Genomic DNA, 21,962 nt, shown 5'->3' on the forward strand with positions numbered 1-21,962 from the left:
CCTATGGGTGGTAGGCGCGGGTAAAGGTAACGGAAAGAGAAAAGTAAGCGCCACTGGCCTGTACGGTGTATTTGCCTGCCTGATAGAGACCCAGCTCAAACATCGGGTTTTTCCACTTAAAGGAGCGGTAACCTTTGTGCTCCCGCAGAAATTTGACGATGGGCTTTATCTCATCCCATACACCGACAAACATCAATGGCCAGCTTTCCTTCTCGCTGTTGATACCCTCACCGGAGCTCTGGGCGTACCCGTCCCCAAACTGGGTCGTTCTCACTACCGGCTCGATATCGCCAGAGGTACCAACCCGTGCAGGAAAGTTGAACGTTTCTAGTTTCATCGGTTCCCCTTGATTGCTCGATTCAATGTCCCGCCCTGGCTCATGCTTTTGTTCAGTAACATGCGAAAGCGCTGATCGACATAATTGGCAATGTCGTTTCCTGCGGATTCAAAGCCACCCGTGGCCTGTACCTGGCTAGCACCCTCTGAATTAATTGTGATGTCGACGTTAATTAGCGATGAATTCCCCATCACGCCATTCGCCTGAACACCCAGAGAACCATCCGAGCCACGCTTAAGCGGCATGATCGCTTCTGGACCAGCCTCACCCATCAAGCCGGCGCCCTTGGCGAAAGCAAACAGAGTCGGGTTGTTCACCACTTGCCCACTGTAAGCACTCAGCGAAGGCGATTTATAGACACCCCCTTTAGCATTGGGAACATAACCCGACCAATCCGTCGGCATCCCCATCGCACCAGAACCTGCTGCACTGGCACCAGCACTAGCACCACCAAGCAAGCCACCGCCGATGCTCATAAAGGTAGAGAGAATGGTTCTCGTCAACAACGCTTGCATCGCCATATCGATAAGTTGCTGAACCACAGACTGGGTAATGGAAGAAAACAGCCCAAGCATATTCTGTTTAAAACTCTGCGTGCCGGTCAGCAAATCAAACATCATGCTGGAGGTCCGTTCTCGCGCCATATCCACCAACCCCAATGCCATTTTGTGCACGCGGCTCTGGCCCCCGTACAGGCTCAGTGCCTGCTGATACTGAGCGTCTGCTGATTCCTGCGTTGCCGCCTGCATCAACAGCTCGTAACGCTGTTTATCCAGGAAACCCTGCTGATAATAAGCTTGGTATTGAGCTTGCTGTTGCACTAGCTGGTTGTTCAATCGCGCTGCAGGATCCACATCACCGGCAATGCTCAAGCGTGGCGCGGCAAGAGTATCGGTCTCTGCCTTCAACCGCTGTCGCGCTGTTTCTTGCTGCTGCATCTGGCTGGCAGTCTGGTATTCATTCTCGGTTAGCAGCCGCCCGTCATACAGCGCTTTTAGCTCTTTGCTGACCTCTTGCTCCTTGCGTACCACTGCCTTCCCAGGTGCGTATTGCTCAGCCAGCTGTTCGCGCTGCCGCTGATAGTTCTCGGCATTCAGCGCCATCTCACGCTGTACGTCAGCCTGACTAACACCGGCGGCTTTGGCCGTTGACGCTAACCTGGATTGAGCGCTTTGCTCATCCAAGGCGATCTTGTCGAGGCTGCTAAGATGTGCCTGCTCGATCTGCTGACGCAGTTGCTGGTACTGATCCAGAGACTGCTGTCTTTCACGTCCACGATTACCTGACTCTACAATCCCCAATGGATAAATAGGGAAAGCAACGGGGGGTTTATCGTTAGCAGTCTGATCTGGCTTTGTTATTCCCTTGACATCAGAGGCAAGCTGGCTGACACGCTGACCAAGCGCTGTGTGTGCAGAAAAACGAGCGCTGTTAACATTGTCCAGGTTAATACGAGTTTTCTTGATGGCTTCATCCATCGACTCCATGTCAGCAACCGTTCGAGTCAGTTCATTCTTCCGGTCCTCTGGATTCCCAAACAAGAAGCGGCCGCCCCCCCATGCTTTATTAGCCTGTTGTATCCGTGTTTTGAGATATGTTTCATTAGCTTGCAGTTTCTTTTTTTCATCCAAAAGATTCTTAAGCTGATCGCTATAATCCAATTGTTTTACGGCTAACTGTTTATCAGACATCTCAGCCAGGGTTGGGATGACTTCAATTGCCGCATCTTTCAACGCCAAAGCCGATTGCCGAGCCAATTGGTTCTGCTCATGAAAATACAGCATCGCTAATCCCGCCTGGATGGCGACACCGATCGGGCCGCCAAGCGCTCCCAGGGCTACGTTGGCAATATGGGATGCGGAACTGACCCCCTCCGTCGCCTGCGCGGCGCTACGCGCAGCCGCTGCCTGATCGCGCCAAGCCGCCGCGCTGTCATTCAGACCAGAGGCCAGCTTCAACACCTCCTCCGTTCGGCTGCCTCCCCCTTCTCCAGAGCTGTTGCTCGCCTGGCGAGCCGCGTCATCCAATTGTTTCATCTGCGCTGTCGCCGCGCTCGTGACGGAAGAAAGTTCGGTGAGCACCTGCCCATACTGCCGGGCGGTAGCAACGAGATCCCTCAGCGACAAGTCAACACCTGTCAGACCTGCCAATTTGCCCGCCAGGCCACCAAGAGTACCGCCGATGCGTTGATAGGCCTCATCGGTCTTTTTCGCGTCCTGTTGAGCCTGACGATTAAACTTGGTGGATTGATCGCCGGCGGTACGGTAAGCCGCCGTCAGTTTGTTCTTAAAGTTGGCGTCATTCAGGTACAACCCGACCGCCAACGATGCTACATCAGCCATTTCCCAGCACTCGCATAACGTCAGCACACTGCATATCAATACTGCTTTGCACCGGCTGAACGGATTGATGAATAGGGGCATTTTCCAAAGTATCAGCAGTGATGCCCTGCAGTTTGAAATATGCCCGCCAGTGATTCAGGATTTGCGCCGGCAACGCGGCGATCTTGCGTGGGTCCGACTCACCCCAGCGATCGGCCAGTTGAAACATCAACATCAGCCAGGGCGAGTCAGTCAGTTTTTTTCCGCATCCTCCAGGCTACCGACCGCATGACGTTTGACGGTGCCAATGGCATCGACCAACGTTGGGTTGTCATGTGCCGCCAGCAGCTCATCCACGCTGGGCAACGCGCTTGCCGGGATGCGCTTACCGTCCGGCGTCATAAAACAAGACAGTAGGAGTTGAACGTTGAGCTTTGCCGCTTGGCTCATATCGCCACTGTCGATGGCGGCTTTCATGCCATCTTCATTTTCCTGAAGCTCAGCGGCTTTCAGACGGCGGATGAAAGTCTTGACTCCAAAAATTGGCGTTTCAATCACGTGGTCGTCGGATTTCAACAGCGCCGCTTTTAGGGCCTTCAGATCATATTTCTCAGTCACGGTTATTCCTTTTTCACAATGCGTGATTTATATAAATGATCGCCGCAGGTCATTGTTGCCTGCGGCGGAAAACACTCTGCAAGCACCCAGAGGCGGTTCGCCCCGGGCGCTTATTCAACGCGATTTGTTGATTTGTCAGACCTTCGCTGTTACCGCTCCCCAGGTGTTGCTATTCTGTTTGCCCTGTACGGTGATTTGAATAACTTCACTCGCTGGGGCGGTGATCTCATTCATTTTCCAACCAGATAAAGACAAGATAGAGGTGGAAGTGCGGCCATTCGGCAACTCAACATAAAACTGCACGGTTTCACGCTTATCTGCAGCATTCAGGAACGCGGCAAAATCGGTATTGGCAGGATCGTCGATAAAGCCAAGGGATTTCTCCGCCCCCTCAGGCAGGTCGGAAATAAACTGTTTCGTGGTATCAAGCAACGTGGTGCAGTCAACAAAACTGCCCGTTTGCCCCATTTCACCTATCGCTTTACAGTTCGTCAGTGCTTTCATCGTCGCCGGCGTGGCGCCTACGGTGCCCCACTTAACGATAGTTCCAGTAGGCAGCATGGCGTACTCTGGCGAAGTTTTATCAGCCATAATTTCTCTCTCTTTTTTGATGAAGGATGGTGGTAGCGGTTGCTACCGGTTTTCGATGCCATAGCGGATGTTGGCCGCCAGGATGCGTAACACTTGGGTTTTGTTGTGATCCAATGCTGGCCGGATAAATGGCACGGCAGCTTGAGTTACCGTGCCGTACTCCTGCGCCAATGCTTTTTGGTAATGCTTCTTACTGGGGCCGACACGCAGCGTCAGCGTCCCCCAACCGGCAACACCAGAAACGATGGCAATGCTGTCACGCAAATGCGCTTCGTTTTCCATCGCGCTATCGCCGATATACTGCGGCATATCCCTGAGCACGGGAGCCAAGGCAGAGCGCCCGGCGTCATGCAGAACTCTTGAGGCAACATCACGCTTCACGGCCTCTAGCCTGCGAGCCAACTCAGCCATGCCGAAAACGTTGACGCCAATCATGCTGCGTTCTCCGAATGGCAAATGATGTAATCGCGCACCATGCGGTATTGAATACGGTTATCAGCCAGCGTTGTGGCGCCTTGCAAGATCGTGCTGCGCGTCACGGCCTGTACCGGCCAATGCCCAATATGACCGTGCTGAATCCCCTCCCAGGCGGTAAGAATGGTCTTGTCCAGCGTGATTAGCCGGGCGTAGTCATCTATAACGTACAACACGATTTGAAAGCGACTCTGCACCAGTGAGGTATCGACTAAACCGGTATTCAGCTTCAAGTCGCTGATTTTCTGATAGGTCACGCCCTCTTGTCCGGGATCCGACAGCACCAGCGGATATACCGACATATGAGTTAATTCCTCCAGTGCAGTTTTAATTTCAAATTCAATCATTGTGAGCATCAGCCTCCGTTGTCATCTGCAATCGAGTAGCTTGAGGTACAGAAGATCTGCACATCGAGGTTCATGTGTATTCATTGTTTTTACGATAAGAAACGCTGCGGCAGGGGTATGCGACGAGCAACAGAACGTCTGGGGAATAACAAGCGGCCATTTAGGATAAAAACAATGCGCACTCTGCGGCACGCCTTGCCACCAACCCATCGAGCCTTATACCACCGGCATTTACCCAACGACCAAATTCGTTAGCTGCACCTTGCTTATCACCGGCGTTCACCCTGCGAAGTAAAGTCGAGGATGCCAGCGAACGTAAGCCAAGGTTATAAGCAAAGCTCACCAGAGCATCAAATTGCCCCTGGGTGATAGGTACATTCACCAATTGACCGACGCCTTGTTCAAACTGAGCGATGCCACACCTCAGTAAACGTTCTGCCATCGTCTGGCTAATTTGCATGCCAGCGCCGACTTTCTTGCCCTCCACAGGATGTGTCCAGCCATAGCCGATGGTCCAGACGCCCACCGAGTCCTGATATGCCTTCAGACGCAACCCTTCCGCATGCTTAATCAGTGCCATTCCGTTTTCACTCAGCTTCATTGGCTTCCCCCTGAGGCTTTGTTGAGAAATCGGCGTTCCAACGATTTGATCAGCGATGCACCCGACCAACCGGCCATGCCGCAAACACCGCCCATAACTTCCGTTGGCCAGTCGTAATGCAGCGCAATCATCACCATGGTCAAACCGGCGAAAATAGAAACAAATAGCTGTAGAAACAGCGTTCGCCAACTGAACGCCTCTCCGCTCAATATTTTGAATGAGTAACTGGCAATGGCGCCCAACAAGGTCATGCCAACGGCAATCAGCATAGATAGGATGTTGGGCTCACTTTTCCAGGGCATTTTCATAACCTCCCTCCCCCTTCCGGGGCATTGCCCGAACATCGGGTAATTGAAATAAAAAAGACCACCCAAAGGTGGTCTCATTTTTTGTGACACAATATTCACATTATATAGGCATAGTGAAGTTTTCAGATATTGTGGAAAGTGGCCAATAGCTCGCGGCCTCAAACCGTACTTTTCAGTCAGCAGACTAAAAAAACAAAACCCCGCCAAAGCGAGGTTTTAGATTGGGTCAGTGCGTAACCAACTAACTACTTTTATCAGATTACAGCCATTTTTGCGTACGCGTTAGTTTTTTTAAACTATTTTTATCCTTTAAAAAACCAATGACTGGGTTACACTTCCACCACCACGTAAGCAACTGCCATTTATATCAGACTATCAGCATTTTTGCGTACGCGTTAATTTTTTATCAAAAAAAAATAACCAATTGATATTGCTGTTATTTTATAATATTCACATACATAAAATCATATTAAAGAACTTATTAAGGTGAAAAACGTTGGTTATTGAAAGCAAAAAAACCCGCAGAAGCGAGGTTTTTTTATTGAGTGATTGCGTAATGTCTTATCACAAAAATCAGGTAAAATTATTTTTAGCACGCACTATATTTTTATTATTGAAATTACACCAGCCACTACAGAGTGAAAATCGGCTTTAAAATATTAACTTTTACACTCTCTTTAAAATAACACCAACACAGTATATGAATAAAAACCTGGCCGGAGGATTTCAGTAATCCATACTCAACTTCACATCCAGCATCGCCAAACATCCCCCCACGAAACCTTCCGCAGTTTGCATCTCTTTTCGTACCGTGCCATCTGAACATTTTCTTTTTCTCGCTATCTTGCGAAGCGATACCCCATAAACATGATGCGCAATCAGCAAGTCGAACTCTTCAGGTTTATATTTCTTCAAGCGAATGACACAACCGTCGATAACCAATCCATCATCATCGCAACAGGATAGTTCACCAGATGACCTATGCGGCAGTAGGCCCTTAAAACCAGCGGCAATTGGAGAATAGTCAATCCCGCTGCTATCACGCGCCCATACTCCCCACCGTTCCAAAACTTTGTTCATATCTCTCATACTGACCTCTCCGGGGCTGCCAAACCGCCAATGACTCCGTGTCACCAAATGTTGAGAAACCCTCACCCAACCAAATACTGTATAAATAAACAGTATCAAGTATACCCAAAGGTATTTTTTTATCAATACCAGAAAGTCATTTACCTAACGGTAAATTTGGGTACGATGGCCTTATGAAAAATGAGCAAAAAAATCAACTGCAGGAAACACGGCGGGTACGCCTTTCCTCCCTGATCAACAGCCTTGGCGTTGGAGGGCAGAGGCGCATGGCGGAAGCCCTTGGCATCGCTGCTGATTACGTTTCCAGAATGCTTTATCCCGCAGGTAAAAAAGGCAAGAAAGGTATTAGCGGAGATATGGCCAGACGAATTGAGCAATTTTTCTCTATCCAGATCGGTTGGCTTGATGGCTTGGAACACCTTGAAAAACGCCGTAGCCCCGACGCCCTTCAGCAAAACCAAGGCGCCCATATTAGAACTCTGCCTCTATTAGAGTGGGCATTGCCTTTATTGCACGACAAAAACCCAAACAACAACAACGTAAAATACCCTGCCGTTGTTAATTGCAGTTCCAGTGCTTACTGGCTGACGGTGCGGGACAACACGATGAGTGGTTCGGTAGGTGTAAACTACCCAAAGGGCTCATTAATACTTGTAGAACCAACAACATATGGTGTGACTGAGTTAGTCTCCGGTGACAAAGTCATTGCCAAAAAACAAGACTCTGACGAGCTTGTCTTTAGAATTTATGTCGAAGACGCGGAACACAAATGGCTTAAGGGGATTATGCCTGGACTCACTCCGTTGAATGGTAATGAGTACGATATCCTTGGGGTAGTGTTGGGTGCCTGGCACCCTTAACAACATCGCTCTTCAGCTCCCCTACGGACTAAAATAACCAACTTACTTCTTATGAAGAACCAGAAAACAAAAAACCCCAGTAATCTTTAAGATTACTGGGGTTCGTAGACGTGTTAAACGTCTGTACTGCGTATATGGTGCCGGCTACCGGAGTCGAACTGGTGACCTACTGATTACAAGTCAGTTGCTCTACCTACTGAGCTAAGCCGGCTAAATTTGGCGGAAGGACAGAGATTCGAACTCTGGGAGCTGTTACACTCGACGGTTTTCAAGACCGTTGCCTTAAACCACTCGGCCATCCTTCCAATGGGCGCAGATATTAGCGCTACCGTTATGAAATGTCTATCGTTTCATTCAAAAAAATGCAGGAAAAAGTGCGTTTGGTTAAACTTCGCACCATCAGTGGTTAAAAAATGAAAAACCCCGCATAAACGGGGCTCAATTACTCAGCAACACTCAGATTATTTAGGCTGGGAGTCATAGTCTGAACAGGTCTGATACCCTTTGTTCATTACATGGCCCGTGTCGTTGTAGCTGACAAAATAGGTCTGCACCTTGCCGTCACGCGGTGCCACAGCATAAGTATCGCAAGTGCCCTGCGCATGAACCAGGGTAGCCGTGGTTGACGGTGGGCCCGCAATGGCCCGAACTTGCTGCTTGGTCATCCCTACTTTTACGTCGCTGACCACCGGCTCATCAACATAACTGGCGGCACGGTCATACGCAGTACAGCCAGCCAGGATGGAAAATGCCGCCGCTGTGCAAACGGCTAAAACCAGCTTCTTCGTCATAGCTTGTCCTCTTAGAGTGCGTTTATTGTCCCCTAACTCTAGAAGAAGAAAGGCTTTTCGACAAATTTCGCTTTATCTCTCGGTGCGCTTTTCCCATTCGTTAGTGGATAACGCAGCAGGCGACTCCCTAAAACCGCTCGTCAGCTAACGGCGATCGGCCGCCCTCATCGTCCTGGCGTCACGGCCCCCTCAACTGCAGGATTTACATTTCCTTCTGCTGTTTTTGCAACTGCGCCTCAAAGGCTTTTTGTGATTCTCTCACATAGCGTTGCAACCCCTGATTGTCGATGAAAGCGTCTAAATCACCGGCCCGCAGACGTGCCATTTTATTTTCCAGATCGAAACGCGTTCCCTTATTGGCGATAAAAATATCCGCCTGCTGTTTGGCAAGCCGGGCAAAGCTACCGCGGATATCCTGCACCAGGTCGGGGTAATTTTTATTGTCGATCAAATAGTAATCCGGCGTTGCCAGGCTGTCGGCATACACCAGCCGGTAGTTTTTCTCCCCCTGCCGCAGCGTGGCCAACCACGATGTCGCCCCTGGCAGATGGCCTGGCGTCATCAAGGCTGTTAACGTCAAACCGCCCAATGTAATGCTGTCGCCGTCACCGACGATGATATCGGCCTTCACGGGGGGGAAGCTCAACGCATCGCCGAGAGCAAAATCGTGTTTTCCTCCCAGCGCCAGCTGCCTGGCATTTGCGGCACTGGCAACCACTTTCGCCCCGCTCCATGCCTTCAACCGCGCGATGCCCCCCGCCTGATCAAGGCGCGCATGGCTGTTGAGGATATAGCGTAGATCCTTAATGTCGAAGCCCAGCGCCTCAATGTGCGCCCTTATCGTAGGCGCACTGGCATCTAATGCAGCGTCGATCAAAATCAGCCCTTCAGGGGTACTCAACAATACGGACGAAAGATTGCGGGTACCGACATAATAAACATGCGGGAACATTTGAAATGGCGCCACCGGCTGCGCCCACTCTTCAAACAAGGTATACGGCGGTGCGCTGGAAAGCGGCTGTGCAGGATTGAGTTGTGCCTGCACGTTGAAACACAACGTGATAGTCATGACGGCCAAATAACCCAAGTTCTTTTTCATATTCCAATTCTATGGAGGTAAACGGGGCTGAAGTATACTCAGAGCAATATTGAGGCGTATTCAATTTATAAGGCCATTAATGAATATCCTACAAATGGACATGAACCTGCTGAAAGTGCTCTATCTTTTGACCATCACGGGCTCCAGCCAGAAAACGGCAGATAAACTGGGTATCAGCACCTCAGCGGTCAGCCACGCGTTAGCCCGCCTGCGCGAAGTGCTGGATGAACCGTTATTCCGCAGAGAAGGGCACACTCAAGTACCGACCCTGTTTGCTCTGTCGCTGAAAGAAAAGCTGACGCCGCTCTTCTCTTCACTGGACAATGAACTGTTCGGCCATGTGCAGAACACGCCACGACACTTCACGTTGGTCGCCCCGCCCGCGCTGTACCCGATTTTACTGCCGCTTTTAGCGCAGAAAAGTACGCTCGCCAATGCAGCTATCCGCTGCCAGAATTTTGAGCGCCGTTCATGGCGCAACGAACTGCTGGAAGGCAGTATCGATATGGTCATCGCGGTCGGCGATCATCAACAACGCACCAGCGCACTACGGTATGAACTTATTGGCAGTACGCGTCTGGTGGCGGTATTCGGGCCGCCTTTGCATCAGGCGTTACAGCACAAGAGTGGGTTGAGATTCAGCGAATTAGCGGACTATGCGCACTATTACTGCCACCCGTGGCCACAAGAGGAAAATGAGCTGGACCGCCAGCTAAAACGGCAGGGGCTGCAGCGTAGAATTCAACTCAGCTGCGCCGATTATGCTCAATTACCCCCAGTGCTGCGGACGGCCCCTTTAATGGCTGTCGTTCCACAACCTTGGTTCAGTGCCCAACCGGATAAACAGGGACTGCGAACCCTCCCCATTCAGGACAATCTGGCAGTGGGCCATCTGTTCTCGCATTATCGCCAAGGTGAAATAGAGTGGAAAAAAAGGCTTATATCCACTCTTCATGCAGAACTACGGCCCTACTATCAGTAACAAGGATCAGAAGCCAAACTCGCTCAGGGCCGCAATATCATCTGGGCGACGGCCAAGCGGCCAGTGGAATTTGCGGTCCTGCTCGCGGATAGGCATATCGTTGATGCAGGCATGTCGGTTAATCATCAAGCCTTCTGGATTAAACTCCCAGTTCTCGTTGCCAAAACTGCGGTACCAGTTACCGGAGTCATCACGCCATTCATAAGCAAAACGGACCGCAATACGCGCCTCATCAAATGCCCAAAGCTCTTTAATTAACCGATACTCCAACTCTTTCGCCCATTTCCGTTGTAAGAATGCACACACGGCGTCCCGGCCATCAACGAACTCAGCCCGGTTGCGCCAGTGGGTGTCGACAGAATAGACCTGCGAAACCCGTTCAGGATCGCGGCTGTTCCAGGCATCCTCAGCCAAACGGACTTTCTCAATTGCCGACTCACGGGTAAACGGGGGTAACGGGGGTTTAATGCTCATCACTCACCTCTTGGGTTTTAATAATGTAGACAAGTCTGTCTACACAAATAAGCTAGCGCATGTAGACAGACTTGTCTACAATCGCTGTGACCAATATTTCTGGAGATGTTTGATGTCTGTTGTCAGCAACACTCTACCGCCGCGCCAGCGTATTCTGCTGACAGCCCATGATTTGTTTTACCGTGAAGGGATACGTGCGACAGGTATCGATCGCATTATTAGCGAGTCAGGCGTGGCCAAGGTCACGTTTTATCGTCACTTCCCTAGCAAGAATGAGCTGATTGAAGCGTTCCTGGCTTATCGCCATGCGCAATGGTTAACTTGGTTCAGCGCATCGCTAGAGAAACATGTCGCGCAACGTGGGGATGTTCTCCTCGCTTTAGTGCCCTGTTTTGAAGAGTGGTTTAACGATCCACAGTATCGCGGCTGTGCGTTTATCAATACGGCGGTCGAACTGGCAGATATGCTGCCTGAAAGCCTGAACATCGCGCACCGGCACAAGAAACAGATGTCTGAAGAGATTGCCCGCCATCTCCCCGCTGGCCCAGAACGGGAACAACGGGCAGAGATGCTGGCGATGTTGATTGACGGCGCGATCGTTAAAGTACAGATTGAGCAGCAGGCACAACATGCACTGCAGCTGCTGGAAGAAATGTTGAAGACGCTAGCCGCAGCCTGGAACACTCAGTAGTTGGCCCAGATCCCCGGCGTAACCAGCTCCAACAGATGATTGTCGGGATCACGGAAATAGATACTCTCTCCACCGTGTTCCCAACTCATGCGCCCTTCTATCTCTATGCCATGCGCCGTTAGGTGTTGCTCCCAATGCGGCAACTGCTCTTTCGTCACCGCAAGTCCAATATGCAGCGGTCCATTGCCATCATGTGGGGGAATATACCCTTCAGGATAATGTGCCCCCTTTACCGAATCTCCTTCAATAAACAACAGCAACACGCTTTGCTGGCCCACGTTGTAGGCGCGGAAGCGCGCGTTGGCGACCATAACCGGCAACGCTAATATTTGCTGATAGAAAGCGGCGGCGCGCTCGATATCTTTGACATACAACACCGTTTCAATCACCCGCTCAATATTGAGTTTCATACTAACCTCCTGATTTATCTAGATGAAGGAAGTGTAGGTAAACGGCAGAACGTCAAAATGGCAATCCGTGCCACAGTTATGTCAATTCGTGCCAAATCACAGGCAAAAAAAACGCGGCCCGAAGGCCGCGTGGTCACATTCACACTCTGTTGCTTAGAACTGGTAAACCAGGCCCACGGCAACCACGTTGTCGGTGTTGATACCGGCAGCTTTGGTGAAGTCATTCTCGTCCAGCAGGTTGATTTTGTAGTCAACATAGGTGGACATGTTTTTGTTGAAGAAGTAGCTGGTACCCAAGTCAACAAATTTGACCAGATCTTCGTCGCCATAATCCTTGCCGTTAGCTGCCAGACCCAGGTTTTTACCCTTGGTTTGGTTATAACCAACAAATGGACGCAGGCCGAAATCAAACTGGTAGTGTGCATAGGCTTCGAAGCTTTGTGCCTTGTTGGCATAGCCATAGGCATCGCTGCTTGAAGAACCGAAGCGGGCAGCGTTGTAGGATTGAGTGAACATCACGGCCAGGTAGGTGTCGTTCGCGTCATATTTCAGACCACCTGAATAACCTTCAGCGCGATCGCCACGGCCCATGATGCCGCTATAACCGTCACCGCCGTTCTGCTGGGTTGTACGTTTAGAGTTGAAGAAAGCACCTGCGGCGCTAATGCCATAGCCCAGATCGTAGTTCACCGACATGCCGTAGCCGTCGCCGTTTTGACCCAGCACATCACGGCCATTGTTAGACTCTTCACCGCTGCCGTTTTTACCTTGGTACTGCAGGGCAAAGTTCAGGCCGTCCACCAGACCGAAGAAGTCGGTGTTACGGTAAGTTGCCAAACCGCTGGAACGCTGGAACATGAACTGGTCAGCGCCGTACGTAGACCCATCAAACTCAGGCTGCAAGTCGGTATAAGCGGCTACGTCATACAGCACGCCGGTATTACGACCGTAATCGAATGAACCGTAGTCACCAAACTTCAGACCGGCAAAACCGTAACGGGTAAAGTTTTTGTTATCCTGGCTTTCCGCGTGGTTAAGGTTTGCCTGATATTCCCACTGGCCATAGCCGGTCAGTTGATCGCTGATTTGTGTTTCGCCGCGCAGGCCGAAACGCATATAAGACATATCACCATCGGAGCCACTGTTATCGGAGAAATAGTGAAGACCATCGATTTTACCGTACAAATCCAGTTTATTACCGTCTTTGTTGTAGATTTCCGCCGCGCCTGCTGTGCCTGCAACCAGCAGAGCGGGTACTATCAGAGAGAGTACTCGAAGTTTCATTGTTATTATCCTCGTTAATTATGTCGAGCTATGGCCACTGCTCTTTTGAGCATTATTAGCACGACTGTGCATTACCATTCTGGTAACAAGGGTAATATTAATCCAGAAAGAAAATGATACCAAGTATCCGATAGTGTTTCATTGTGATTAATAAAGGTTTCCAAATGTAAACATGAGCGAACTTTCACAAAACATTACAGACAAACAAAATAAGGCACACAATGCCAAAAAATACACTTATAGATATAAAATCATGCAGTTATACAAAACTTTAAGAAAAAACAGACTGGCATACAAAAGTCACACCCAATAAGCACATTGTGCCAAAAGCGCCTCGGAACACTGCCGTTATAATAATCCCGCTATCATCATTATTTTCATTATTACCTTCATTATCTGTAAGATAATTTCTGAACACTTCGACCGGCTTCTGGCCGGTTTTTTATTTCCTCACATTTTCGCCACATTCTGCCGTTAAGCGCACTTTTCGCTAAAAAATAATCACCTACAGATATCATCCCGCCAATTAACTTCCGCACTAATCGCTAATCTTTTCTTCTATTATCGTCTACATATTAAGCGCATTAATTTGGAAAGCGTTGTATTGATTAAATAGCTATCCATTGGGGTATAGAACAGTTTAAGACGGCAACATTGGCCGCACAGTGTCTATTTTGATAGTCTGCAATAAATACCCAAAAGAAAATGACCTATGCTATTGCAACCCGAAGCACTATGGCGTCGGCTACAGAGCTCCCCTTTCCGCGCCAAGTTCCGTCTTAACGCCAAAGACCAACTCTATTTTGAAATCAAAGGTCTGCCGCTGATCCTCAGCCACGCTCGAGACTTTATCGAGCAACGACTTGCCGCGCCGTTTCCAAAAAACGACGGCAAACAAACGCCAATGCGCGGGCATCCGGTGTTTGTCGCGCAGCACGCCACGGCCACCTGTTGTCGCGGCTGTCTGGCCAAATGGCATAATATTCCACCAGGCCAAGCCCTGGACGAACAGCAAAAGCACTATATTGTGGCCGTCATTGCTTTGTGGTTGGAACGCAGAGCCAGCGTAAAGGCCGATGACAGCGCAAATCCTTTCGACCCGGATCGCGGATTGTGATAAAAACACTCCATAACTTTCAGCCCATACTCCCACAACAGATCCTGATGCCCACATGACATCCACCTTGTGCAATGAACAGCAAAAACCTGGCGTTCCGGCGCAGATAGCCACGCGGTTGGCCTTTTTTGTCGCCGGCTTCGGCATGGCCGCTTGGGCACCGCTTGTGCCATTTGCCAAAGCGCGCATCGGTATAGATGACGGTTCTCTGGGGTTGCTGCTGTTGTGCATTGGTGCCGGTTCGATGTTGGCAATGCCATTAACCGGCTATCTGACAGGTAAGCTGGGGTGTCGCCCGGTGATTTTGCTGGCCGGTCTGGCATTGTGTATTGATTTACCCCTGCTGGTGCTGATGAATACCACGACAGGTATGGCGCTTGCCCTGCTGCTGTTTGGTGCGGCAATCGGCATGATTGATGTGGCGATGAACGTGCAAGCCGTGGTGGTCGAACGCGCCAGTGGCAAAGCGATGATGTCGGGTTTCCACGGTTTTTTCAGTGTGGGTGGCATTGCCGGTGCCGGTGGAGTCAGCGTGATGCTATGGCTAGGATTATCGCCCTTAGTCGCAACGTGGATCACCGTATTAACCATCGCCGCGCTATTGATGCTCGCCAGCCGCAATTTACTGCGTGAAAGCGGCGGCGAAGAAGGCGGCCCAATGTTCGTGCTGCCACGCGGTTGGGTCATGTTTATCGGTATTCTGTGCTTTATTATGTTCCTCGCCGAAGGTTCGATGCTCGACTGGAGTGCTCTGTTCCTCACCACCTTGCGGGGTGTCGATCACAGCCAGGCAGGGCTAGGCTATGCATTATTCTCTATCACCATGACCATCGGCAGGCTGAATGGCGATCGGGTGGTGAACACGCTGGGTCGATACAAAGTGTTGCTGCTCGGCAGCCTGTGCGCCGCGATTGGCCTCAGTCTGGCCATTGTCTTCAATAACGCCATCATTTCGTTGATGGGGTTTATGTTGGTCGGCCTGGGAGCCTCTAATGTGGTGCCGATTTTGTTCAGTGCCGCTGGCAATCAGCACGATATGCCCGCAAACCTGGCCATTGCCTCCGTCACCACCGTGGGTTATGCCGGTATTCTCGCGGGGCCTGCACTGATCGGATTCATCGCACAATTCTCGAGTCTGACAGCGGCTTTTGCCTGCGTTGCAGTATTACTTCTGGCGGTCACCGCCAGCGCCAGAGCCGTAACCCGTTGATTCAGGAATACGCAGTCAACTATGCAAAATAAACAACTGACGATTAGCTCAAGCAATATCACCCGCTGCTTCCTGTTATTTGCTGTACTGCTGACGATTGCTATCGGCCTGTACGGCTACAACTATACCAATGCCTGGGTGGCAGAAAAAAAGTATGCACTGAATAGCATCGCCAACGCCCTGCAAAAACGTATTGATAGTTACCGTTACATCACCTATCAAATTTACGACAAGTTCGGCAATGCCCCCTCTTTAAACGTAGATCCCAGCCTGCAGGAAACTCGACTGCGTCCGGACGTTTATTACCTGGAAAAACCGCATAAGAAAACGGATGCGATAATTTTCGGCAGCCATGACGAAGGCACCTTGGCGATGATCGCCAACATTTCAGATTATCTGGATACCCGCTGGGGAGCCAAGACCGAAAATTACGCCATGTATTATCTCAATGGCCAAGACAACAGCCTGAGTTTGATCACCACTCAACCGCTAAAAGAACTGGCCTCACGCTTCAAAGAAAGTTACCTGACGACCTCGGCGGAGGATCGCCGGGCCGAGATGCTGCAGCAAGCCAACATGCTCGATGAACGTGAAAGCTTTTCTGCACTGCGTAAGCAGCGCTTCCAAAACGCTTATTCATTTTCAATCCGCACCACCTTTAACCAACCGGGGCATCTGGCCACGGTGATCGCCTTTGATCTGCCGATTAATGACATCATTCCTATCAATATGGCACGCGCCAACTTTATGCTGCTGCCTGATGATATGACTCTGGATGACAGCGCTGTTTCGGGAGATACCGCGACCAATGCCGGTGTCTCAATGACCGGCAACTGGGTCGAGTTCAGTGCCCCACTGCCCAATGCACCGCTGAAAGTGGTTTATCGCGTCTCTGCTATCAACCTCGCCATTGATCTACTGCGCAACAATATCTGGTTGATCGCCATCAACCTGTTGCTGTTGGCGCTGTCGATGGTGGGCATTTACTTTATTCGTCGCCAATACATTCGCCCGAGCGAAAATATGGCCGTGGAGCTGGAAACCGAGCGCGCACTGAATCAGGAAATCATCGCCAGTTTACCTTCAGGCCTGCTGGTGTATAACTTCACCAGTAACACCGTCATTGCCAGTAATAAGATTGCCCAGCACCTGCTACCTCACCTCAGCCTGCAAAAAATTGCCCATATGGCCGAACAGCACCACGGCGTTATCCAGGCGACAGTCAACAACGAGGTGTATGAGATTCGTATCTTCCGCAGCCAGCTGTCGCCGGAAACGTATCTGTTCCTGCTCAATGATCAGGACAAAGAAGTGATGGTGAACAAGCGCCTGCAGCAAGCACAGCGCGAATACGACAAGAACGTGCAGGCGCGTAAACTGATGTTGCATAATCTGGGTATTGAGCTGAATCAGCCGGTGCGCCAAATGCACGACCAGGCCGACCGCCTGCGCACCCAACCCGATGAAGAACAGCAGCAAGCACTGCTGAAACAGCTGACGGCACAGTCTTCATCGGTGCTGGGCCTGATTGAAAATATCACCCTGCTCACCCGCCTGGAAACCCAGGATTGGCAGCCTTCGCGCCATCCTTTCAGTCCGTCTGTCTTGATTGATGAATTACTGCGTGAAGCCCTGCCGTCCATCAATCAAAAAGGGCTGACGCTGTTTAACCATTTCCAACTCGATGTTGAGCAGCACTATGTGGGTGACGCCGACGCGCTACGCAAAGTGCTCTCTCTGTTGGTGCATTACGCCATTATCACCACGTCCTGCGGCAAGATTTCGCTGGTGGTCGATCATGAACCCGAACACCCCGATCGCCTGGTGTTCCATATTAACGACACCGGCTCTGGAATTTCCAATGAGGAAATCAGCAATCTGAACTACCCGTTCCTTAGCCAGACGTTGGTGGATCGCTTTAATCATGGCTCCGGCCTCACATTCTTCCTGTGCAACCAACTGTGCAAAAAGCTTAATGGGCAGTTGGATATACGCAGCAAGGTGGATATCGGCACGCGCTATACCATCCGTGTGCCGATGGAGATGGAGAAAAAAGACGCGGAAGCACAGGAAAAACTGCTCGATGGCGTAACGGCGCTGCTGGACATTACTTCTGAGGAAGTCCGCGGCATTGTCACTCACCTGCTGCATGCCTATGGTGCAAGCTGCATCGTAACCGATGAACGACAGATTAATCGCGATTACGACGTGCTACTGACGGATAACCCACAACGGGCTGACGATTATACCTTGCTGCTGACCAGCGATGAGGCCGGGTGGCAACAGCTTGAAAAACGGTACATTCGAGTAAACTATAACCTGAGTGGTGCAATGATCGACGCCGTTCTCATGCTGATTGAGCAGCAAATGGCCGCTCTGGAACAGCAGGAAAGTGCGCTTTCGCTGACCGCAAATGACATCCAACTCTATGAAAAACAATTGAAATCAAGTGATTACTATGGCCTGTTTGTCGATACAGTACCCGACGATGTCAAAAAACTGTATACTGAGGCGGGCAGCAGTGATTTCAATGCTCTGTCACAGACCGCACATCGCCTAAAAGGCGTGTTTGCCATGTTAAATCTGCTTCCCGGTAAGCAACTGTGTGAATCGTTAGAACAGCACATCGCAGACGGTGATGCGCTCAAGATCGAGAATAACATCAGTCAGATTGATTTTTTCGTCAGTAGACTGCTGCAGCAAGGTAGCCAACAACATGAATAACCTGAACGTAATTATTGCTGATGACCATCCTATCGTACTGTTTGGCATCCGGAAGTCACTTGAGCAAATTGAATGGGTGAATGTCGTTGGGGAGTTTGAAGACTCAACAGCACTGATCAACAATCTGTCCAAACTGGACGCTAACGTCCTGATCACCGATCTTTCGATGCCTGGTGATAAGTATGGCGATGGCATTACGCTGATCAAATACATCAAACGCCATTATCCGCAATTGTCGATCATCGTTCTGACTATGAACAACAACCCGGCAATTCTGAGTGCCGTGTTGGATCTGGATATTGAAGGCATCGTGTTGAAGCAAGGTGCACCCACTGACCTGCCTAAAGCACTGGCCGCATTGCAGAAAGGCAAAAAGTTCACGCCGGAAAGCGTCTCCAAACTGTTGGAGAGGATCAGCGCCAGTGGCTACGGTGATAAGCGTCTGTCACCGAAAGAGAGCGAAGTACTGCGCCTGTTCGCCGAAGGTTTCCTGGTGACTGAGATCGCCAAGAAGCTCAATCGCAGCATCAAAACCATCAGTAGCCAGAAAAAATCGGCCATGATGAAGCTGGGTGTTGAGAACGATATCGCGCTGCTCAACTACCTCTCTTCTGTCAGCATGGCACCGTTGGACAAAGACTAAAACCGTCCGGTGGTGCTCAAAGGGCGCGGCATCATGCTGCGCCCTTTTGCTTTTTATTTCTCTTCCCGCTCAGCGCGCAGGCGGCGTACCTGCTGACTGTAATATGCCAGCGTTTGTTCTAACGTTTCTAACGTCACCGGTTTTGACAGGCAGTTGTCCATCCCTGCCTCGATACAACGCTGTTTCTCTTCCGCCAACGCATTCGCCGTCACGCCGATCACCGGTGAGGTAAAGTGCAATTGACGCAAACGCTGAGTCAGGAGATACCCATCCATGTTCGGCATGTTAACGTCGGTCAGCACAATATCGACCCTATTGTGATTCAGCACATCTAATGCATCGACACCATCATTCGCCGTCACCACTTGGTAACCCAGCGAGCTCAACTGATCGGACAACAACCGGCGGTTAATAGGATGGTCATCCACCACCAGCAAATGAATATCGCCGTTGTCTACCTTGCTGGCCTTAACCGGCAAAGGTAATTGCATCAGAGTATTGCCACTTTCATCAAGAGTACCAAATAGCCGGTTAAGCAATGCGATGGTTTCACGCGGCGTCGAAGTACTGTGCATCCAGTAACCCGGCCGGGTCTCCTGCGACGGACCAATATGCTCAATAGAGAATTGGATTTGCGCCAGCAGCGGCGTACCGATCATCAGTGGATGGTCACTGAGCATCACATCACTCGCGGCAGTATTCTCCCCCTGATAGCGTAACATCGTAGCGCCATAACCGCCCAGGATCGCCATCAGATAGCTTTCTAGCCGTTGATTGCGGATATCCAGCCACAGTGTTCTCCCCTGCCAGGTGTCACTGGCCTGCGGGATCGGGAACAGTGCATTAAACAGGGGGATGCGGATAGTAAACATGCTGCCCAATCCCGGTTCGGATTCAACAGCAATGTCACCGTCCATCATGTTAATCAGCTTTTCACAAATCGCCAGCCCCAGCCCAGTCCCCTGGAAATGACGCTGAACGCCAGTCCCCACCTGGAAGAACGGATCAAACAAGCGGGTGATTTCTTTCTCAGGAATGCCGACGCCGGTATCGCGAACGCTGAACTCCAGATAACTGCCGCGCGTGCAGACCTGCAAGATGATACAACCGGTATCGGTAAACTTAATGGCGTTGTTCAACAAGTTAGATAAGACCTGCTGCAACCGTACCGGATCGCCTGAAATACGTTCCGGCACGTTTTGTTCGATAAAGCAGTACAAGCCCAGACGTTTCTTCACCACCAGCGGCAAATAGTTGCCGGCAATATGGGTGATCACTTCCAGGCAGGAAAACTCGCGTGGCTCAATTTTCAGCTGTTCGGACTCAATTTTGGAGAAGTCGAGAATATCACTGATAATCTTCAGCAGCAGTCCCGAGGAGTTGTTCATCGCATTGACCAACCGATCGACGCCCTGCGGCAGTTCCTTGGTTTGCAACAAATCGAGGTTGCCGATGATACCGTACAAGGGGGTGCGCAGTTCGTGACTCACCGTCGCCAGGAACATCGACTTCGACTGGCTGGCCTGCTCAGCCGCCGCCGCCATCTCCTGCAGCGACTCTTCCATTTTCACGCGGGCGCTGACGTCGACCAACACACAGATCGCCACATCCTCGTTGCGGTAGCGGGAATGAACAAAGCTGATTTGCAGGTTATTGTTATTACTGGTCATCACATCGACAAAATTTGCCTGCTGTTCGCAAATGATGCGTGTAATGCGATCGCGGTCTTCATGAGTCAGTAAATTGATGTAGTTATGCGCCAGCTCGTTACTCAGAATGTTCGTGCCATCGCTGATACGTAAAATACAAATCCCCACCGGCGCCGAAGCAACAATTTTGCGGTTAAACTGCTCATGCTCTTCCAACCGGAACGCATTGTCCTCCGCTGGCAAAAACATTTTCCGCTCAAATAGCCAGGCCAGTGTGAACAGCACAATAGCGGACAGCAAATTAAGCAATATCGCATTGAGTATCAGCATCTTGAAACGCTCAACCACGGTCTTCACCGGCACGGAATACACAATGCTGAGCGATGACGGTGGCAGCGCCTTTTTCATGATGAGATCGCGGTAATTATCCACATAACCAAAGTAGGCTTGCTCGTCCGGGTAGCTGCTGGACGCTTGCACATCGCGCTCGCCATCTGCCAGCCGCAATATCGGATCGTTATTCTCATCGAGCAGAGTCACCGCAATCGGCAGGTTGCCAGCGGTGACGAAGTCTTCTAAACGTATCGTCTGCTCAATGCCCAGCAACGCCTCGAGCTTGTTGCCAATATAAATTGGGGTCAGCACATACAAATAGCCGACATCCGGCCGCTGTTGGCTTGGGCTTATCCAGTACAGATTATTGTCTTTGTCCTGGTTTTTGGCGTTACGGTATTTGAGGATTCGCTCATGCAGGGTTTTGAGCGCGTCTGCCCGGTTGGCGACACCGCTGCTGCCACCAAACTCCGCCATGCACAGGCTGTCGCCGCCGATGAAGAACACCCTATTGAGGTCATAGGCTGCGACAAAATTCTCTTTCCAGTATTGAATCAGCCCGCTCAGCGACGTAAGCGAACTGCGGTATGTGGTGTTAAGTGAACAGTTGGACTCAGGATACAACGGGAAAAACTCCGGGGCGCTGCTCTTGCCGGGGAAGATGCCGCTGAACATGTCCAGACTATTGACCGAACCATTGAGACGATTTTCTGCCATGTACTTAATATCACGAATGATATCGGCAGAATGACGGATATATCCCTGCGCCTGATCAAAATTCAAATTGTAGTCTTGACGGATGTCAGACTCTTTCTGGTGCAGGATATTCAGGATATAGAAGGTGGTGAGCAACGCTCCCAACGACCACAACATAATCGCCAGTACACGGAACAGATAGCGGGATATTTTTAACGTGGTACGAAAAGAGGCTAAATATTTCAATCGGATACCATACAGAAGTAAGTGGCGACCAGCGAATTCATATCAGAGACGGTATCTCTGGTTTGGG

At 50.6% G+C, this 21,962-nt stretch carries 23 protein-coding genes and 2 tRNA genes; 7 read left to right on the top strand and 18 right to left on the bottom strand.

All coding sequences use genetic code 11. From position 1 onward, the window contains the following. Position 1: 1 nt before the first annotated feature. From AC2FCQ_RS05675 to AC2FCQ_RS05720, 10 genes are all read right to left on the bottom strand, one after another. Positions 2 to 337 carry a phage tail protein gene (locus AC2FCQ_RS05675; RefSeq protein ID WP_490308447.1) on the bottom strand — a complete coding sequence of 112 codons (336 nt, stop codon included), beginning with the start codon at positions 335 to 337 and terminating at the stop codon, positions 2 to 4. Continuing rightward, the gene (locus AC2FCQ_RS05680) at positions 334 to 2,679 is read right to left on the bottom strand and encodes a phage tail tape measure protein (RefSeq protein ID WP_490308449.1); all 2,346 of its coding nucleotides are present in this window, start codon (positions 2,677 to 2,679) and stop codon (positions 334 to 336) included. Before AC2FCQ_RS05680 ends, AC2FCQ_RS05675 begins: the two co-directional genes overlap by 4 nt. Beyond that, complete coding sequence (locus AC2FCQ_RS05685; protein WP_490308450.1) at positions 2,672 to 2,887, bottom strand: hypothetical protein; 216 nt, start codon at positions 2,885 to 2,887, stop codon at positions 2,672 to 2,674. Before AC2FCQ_RS05685 ends, AC2FCQ_RS05680 begins: the two co-directional genes overlap by 8 nt. Positions 2,888 to 2,910: 23 nt before the next feature. Continuing rightward, on the bottom strand, positions 2,911 to 3,276 hold the full coding sequence (locus AC2FCQ_RS05690) for a phage tail protein (protein ID WP_490308452.1): 366 nt from the start codon (positions 3,274 to 3,276) through the stop codon (positions 2,911 to 2,913). A 135-nt stretch (positions 3,277 to 3,411) separates the two neighbouring features. Next, positions 3,412 to 3,867 carry a phage tail protein gene (locus AC2FCQ_RS05695; protein ID WP_490308453.1) on the bottom strand — a complete coding sequence of 152 codons (456 nt, stop codon included), beginning with the start codon at positions 3,865 to 3,867 and terminating at the stop codon, positions 3,412 to 3,414. A 42-nt stretch (positions 3,868 to 3,909) separates the two neighbouring features. Beyond that, positions 3,910 to 4,302, bottom strand: coding sequence for an HK97-gp10 family putative phage morphogenesis protein (locus tag AC2FCQ_RS05700; protein WP_490308454.1), 393 nt, complete (start codon positions 4,300 to 4,302; stop codon positions 3,910 to 3,912). Further along, the gene (locus AC2FCQ_RS05705; RefSeq protein WP_490308455.1) at positions 4,299 to 4,697 is read right to left on the bottom strand and encodes a hypothetical protein; all 399 of its coding nucleotides are present in this window, start codon (positions 4,695 to 4,697) and stop codon (positions 4,299 to 4,301) included. Before AC2FCQ_RS05705 ends, AC2FCQ_RS05700 begins: the two co-directional genes overlap by 4 nt. A gap of 151 nt (positions 4,698 to 4,848) precedes the next feature. Beyond that, positions 4,849 to 5,289, bottom strand: coding sequence for a lysozyme (locus AC2FCQ_RS05710; RefSeq protein WP_490308456.1), 441 nt, complete (start codon positions 5,287 to 5,289; stop codon positions 4,849 to 4,851). Then, positions 5,286 to 5,597, bottom strand: coding sequence for a phage holin family protein (locus tag AC2FCQ_RS05715; RefSeq protein WP_490308457.1), 312 nt, complete (start codon positions 5,595 to 5,597; stop codon positions 5,286 to 5,288). The genes AC2FCQ_RS05710 and AC2FCQ_RS05715 overlap by 4 nt, the downstream gene beginning before the upstream one ends. Positions 5,598 to 6,323: 726 nt before the next feature. After that, a complete protein-coding gene (locus AC2FCQ_RS05720) occupies positions 6,324 to 6,686 on the bottom strand; it encodes an antiterminator Q family protein (protein WP_490308458.1) in 363 nt (120 codons plus the stop codon). A 173-nt stretch (positions 6,687 to 6,859) separates the two neighbouring features. On the opposite strand from AC2FCQ_RS05720, the gene AC2FCQ_RS05725 reads away from it, so the two are divergent. After that, positions 6,860 to 7,546 carry a LexA family protein gene (locus tag AC2FCQ_RS05725; RefSeq protein ID WP_490308459.1) on the top strand — a complete coding sequence of 229 codons (687 nt, stop codon included), beginning with the start codon at positions 6,860 to 6,862 and terminating at the stop codon, positions 7,544 to 7,546. Between the two features lie 135 nt (positions 7,547 to 7,681). Here AC2FCQ_RS05725 and AC2FCQ_RS05730 read toward each other — a convergent pair. The 4 genes from AC2FCQ_RS05730 to blaSPR form a co-directional block, all read right to left on the bottom strand. Beyond that, positions 7,682 to 7,757: transfer RNA gene (locus tag AC2FCQ_RS05730), tRNA-Thr, on the bottom strand. Between the two features lie 6 nt (positions 7,758 to 7,763). Further along, positions 7,764 to 7,851: transfer RNA gene (locus AC2FCQ_RS05735), tRNA-Ser, on the bottom strand. Positions 7,852 to 8,007: 156 nt separating this feature from the next. Beyond that, positions 8,008 to 8,337, bottom strand: coding sequence for an osmotically-inducible lipoprotein OsmE (gene osmE, locus AC2FCQ_RS05740; protein WP_037420878.1), 330 nt, complete (start codon positions 8,335 to 8,337; stop codon positions 8,008 to 8,010). 202 nt (positions 8,338 to 8,539) lie between these two features. Continuing rightward, positions 8,540 to 9,436 carry an SPR family subclass B3 metallo-beta-lactamase gene (gene blaSPR / locus AC2FCQ_RS05745; protein ID WP_490308460.1) on the bottom strand — a complete coding sequence of 299 codons (897 nt, stop codon included), beginning with the start codon at positions 9,434 to 9,436 and terminating at the stop codon, positions 8,540 to 8,542. A 79-nt stretch (positions 9,437 to 9,515) separates the two neighbouring features. Here blaSPR and AC2FCQ_RS05750 point away from each other — a divergent pair, with 79 nt between their 5' ends. Then, complete coding sequence (locus tag AC2FCQ_RS05750) at positions 9,516 to 10,418, top strand: LysR substrate-binding domain-containing protein (RefSeq protein ID WP_490308461.1); 903 nt, start codon at positions 9,516 to 9,518, stop codon at positions 10,416 to 10,418. Positions 10,419 to 10,424: 6 nt separating this feature from the next. On the opposite strand, the gene AC2FCQ_RS05755 is transcribed toward AC2FCQ_RS05750, so the two are convergent. Further along, complete coding sequence (locus AC2FCQ_RS05755; protein WP_404759235.1) at positions 10,425 to 10,892, bottom strand: nuclear transport factor 2 family protein; 468 nt, start codon at positions 10,890 to 10,892, stop codon at positions 10,425 to 10,427. A 112-nt stretch (positions 10,893 to 11,004) separates the two neighbouring features. On the opposite strand from AC2FCQ_RS05755, the gene AC2FCQ_RS05760 reads away from it, so the two are divergent. After that, positions 11,005 to 11,583 (top strand): TetR/AcrR family transcriptional regulator, encoded by a 579-nt coding sequence (locus tag AC2FCQ_RS05760; protein WP_404759234.1) that lies wholly within the window; start codon positions 11,005 to 11,007, stop codon positions 11,581 to 11,583. Here AC2FCQ_RS05760 and AC2FCQ_RS05765 read toward each other — a convergent pair. Both AC2FCQ_RS05765 and ompC read right to left on the bottom strand, forming a co-directional pair. Then, on the bottom strand, positions 11,577 to 11,993 hold the full coding sequence (locus AC2FCQ_RS05765) for a VOC family protein (protein WP_209638993.1): 417 nt from the start codon (positions 11,991 to 11,993) through the stop codon (positions 11,577 to 11,579). The two genes, AC2FCQ_RS05760 and AC2FCQ_RS05765, sit on opposite strands and share 7 nt — an antisense overlap. Before the next feature lie 153 nt (positions 11,994 to 12,146). Beyond that, positions 12,147 to 13,277, bottom strand: coding sequence for a porin OmpC (ompC, locus tag AC2FCQ_RS05770; protein WP_037420895.1), 1,131 nt, complete (start codon positions 13,275 to 13,277; stop codon positions 12,147 to 12,149). 712 nt (positions 13,278 to 13,989) lie between these two features. Here ompC and AC2FCQ_RS05775 point away from each other — a divergent pair. From AC2FCQ_RS05775 to rcsB, 4 genes are read left to right on the top strand one after another with little or no spacing between them, the layout of a single operon-like run. Beyond that, on the top strand, positions 13,990 to 14,394 hold the full coding sequence (locus AC2FCQ_RS05775) for a DUF4186 domain-containing protein (RefSeq protein ID WP_209638991.1): 405 nt from the start codon (positions 13,990 to 13,992) through the stop codon (positions 14,392 to 14,394). A gap of 55 nt (positions 14,395 to 14,449) precedes the next feature. Beyond that, positions 14,450 to 15,604, top strand: coding sequence for an MFS transporter (locus AC2FCQ_RS05780; RefSeq protein ID WP_265555736.1), 1,155 nt, complete (start codon positions 14,450 to 14,452; stop codon positions 15,602 to 15,604). 21 nt (positions 15,605 to 15,625) lie between these two features. After that, positions 15,626 to 18,328 (top strand): phosphotransferase RcsD, encoded by a 2,703-nt coding sequence (rcsD, locus tag AC2FCQ_RS05785; protein WP_490308462.1) that lies wholly within the window; start codon positions 15,626 to 15,628, stop codon positions 18,326 to 18,328. After that, entirely contained in the window at positions 18,321 to 18,971 is a 651-nt protein-coding gene (gene rcsB, locus AC2FCQ_RS05790) for a response regulator transcription factor RcsB (RefSeq protein ID WP_037420903.1), read from the top strand. Before rcsD ends, rcsB begins: the two co-directional genes overlap by 8 nt. Before the next feature lie 53 nt (positions 18,972 to 19,024). Here rcsB and rcsC read toward each other — a convergent pair whose 3' ends face one another. Then, complete coding sequence (rcsC, locus tag AC2FCQ_RS05795) at positions 19,025 to 21,895, bottom strand: two-component system sensor histidine kinase RcsC (protein ID WP_209638985.1); 2,871 nt, start codon at positions 21,893 to 21,895, stop codon at positions 19,025 to 19,027. Positions 21,896 to 21,962: the final 67 nt, after the last annotated feature.

Source organism: Serratia sp. CoH_134_PS_4, assembly GCF_058190535.1.